Origin of the sequence: Pantoea sp. BAV 3049 (genome assembly GCF_009765445.1) — a bacterium.
Classification (GTDB): domain Bacteria; phylum Pseudomonadota; class Gammaproteobacteria; order Enterobacterales; family Enterobacteriaceae; genus Erwinia.
Genome location: NZ_WHOY01000031.1, coordinates 2385273 through 2387361, shown reverse-complemented (window position 1 = coordinate 2387361; position 2089 = coordinate 2385273). Strand labels below are relative to the sequence as shown.

2 protein-coding genes are annotated in these 2089 nt (G+C 37.1%); both read left to right on the top strand.

What is annotated here, in order from left to right; all coding sequences use genetic code 11:
* On the top strand, nucleotides 1-634 hold a 634-nt coding region (locus GSQ70_RS12055), incomplete at its 5' end, for a LuxR family transcriptional regulator (RefSeq protein ID WP_199257255.1).
* 119 nt (nucleotides 635-753) lie between these two features.
* Nucleotides 754-1344 (top strand): hypothetical protein, encoded by a 591-nt coding sequence (locus GSQ70_RS12050; protein WP_158782768.1) that lies wholly within the window; start codon nucleotides 754-756, stop codon nucleotides 1342-1344.
* The last annotated feature ends 745 nt before the right edge of the window (nucleotides 1345-2089 follow it).

The window sequence follows — 2089 nt, the reverse complement described above, 5'->3', positions numbered from 1 at the left end:
AATAAAGTATGTCTATGCGATCATAAACAAATTCAATACTGATAAGATAAGGATAATAAGTAACCTGCCTACCGACCTTGTTTCCGATTATCTTATCAGAAAAAAACAAAATATTGATCCTGTTGTTATAAATGCATTAAGAAGAGTGACGGCATTTAACTGGGATGATGATCTGGAAATTAATTCAAACTGGAAAATGAAAAAAATCTTCACTCCGATAAAACCTTATGGCATAAACAGAGGTTATGCATTTGTTCTTCATGACCACCAGAACAATTTGGCACTTTTATCGTTATATATAGATGAAGGGAAAGTTAAAGAGGTTAGTGAGTTAATTACCAAACATAAAGATGCCCTTCAGATGTTACTAATTAACACCCATCAATCACTAATGAATAAATATTCAAATGAGAAGGGTGAAAATATAAAATTAACTTCACGTGAATCGGAAATACTTTTCTGGTGTACAACAGGAAAAACCTATCCTGAAATATCTCAGGTTTTGTGCATAAGCCTGAGCACTGTTAAATTTCATACCAGAAAAATTGTTGAAAAACTGGGGGTAAGAAATATCAGACAGGCTGTTAGTTTGGCTGCAGAACTCAACTTGATAATCCTTTACCCAAGGGGTTAAGTATGATAAGAATATATGGCTGGCGTATTTATCTGGTTTTTGGAAATCATAGGGAAACGCATTAACTATATCGGATTATTTTAAAAATAGAGACTAGTAATATAATCAAAGGAATTGATATGAAATGTAGACATGCAATAGAGTCTGAATTGGACTTGGCCTGCGATATTCTTGCTGAAGGTTTTTATAATGAACCGTTACATGAAATTATATTCCCAGACGATGAAAAACGCCTTAATAAATTAAAGCTTTTTTTCAGCATTTACCTTGACCTTGCCAGTAAGCGTGGCGGTACGCTGCTTTCCGAAAATAATACCGGTGCGATGGTTTATTTCCGTCCGGGATCAATGGAAATGACAGAGAATGAACGCTCAGCTTTCGACAGGGTATTACGTAACGTATGTGGGTCGGATTATGCAGCCGCAAAAAGACTTAATAATGAACTCGAAAATTATCATCCTAAAGCACGGCAGCATTATTACATTTCACTTCTCGCGGTTCGCAGGTCATCGCGGGGAAGCGATGTTGTAAAGAATCTTTTCAGCGCTTTAAATGATATCCTCGACGATTCAGGTTATCCATGTTACGCAGAGTGCACAAGGTTCAGCACTCGGACTCTGATAAGACGATGGGGGTATCTTGATGCAGCCCCACCTCTGCGCATAGAGGGATTTCCTGAAATTTATCCGGTCTGGCGTGAACCTCATTGAATATAATTTCATGATACACTTAAACAGGCAGATGAATGATAGAATTTTCAGCTGGAAAATAACTATATGTTACTTATGTAACATATAGAAAATTTTAACTCAGTATAGATTGATATTCGGATTACTATTGAAACAATAAGGAAGTGCAGCTTAATAATAACATAAAGTTATGCAGCAGTGATTTATTCAGATAAAAGACATTGACATGCAATATTAAACAGAACTGGTTAATTCATGAGAACTGTACTTAAGTTCAGTTGCAATTTTTTCTCCTGAAAAGCACTATACTCACATCATCGATATATGTTTGTACTGGTGATAAAACGTAAAGAGTTTAAAAAATAAAAAGAACCCCGCTTTTGTTATGTTGCAAAGCCTGTCAGGGCAAAGCGGGGAGGCCAATTTAGCCGAGTTGCTCATGCTTATAAAATATATCTCGTTACTGGATATATGTGAAGTTTTTAAACTAAAAATATCTTATTTATTATTGTTTTTTATCAATGTGTGAAGGAAAGTTTTATGATCACTCCTTCCGATTGAAGCCTGATAGTTCGAGGAGCTTCCAAGCTATAAGGGGTTGATAGTCATTAGACTAAATCGCTTCTTTTAAGAACGTAGCGCCCTTACAAGGCGAGCGTCACCGCGTTGCGGTTCCGTTATCTCTGAACCGCCTGCCCTGTTGCTGTTCGTTCGCTTCAGTAAGGCCGGGCAGGGTCAGCGCCCGAAGCCTGGAGAAGCGTCTTTA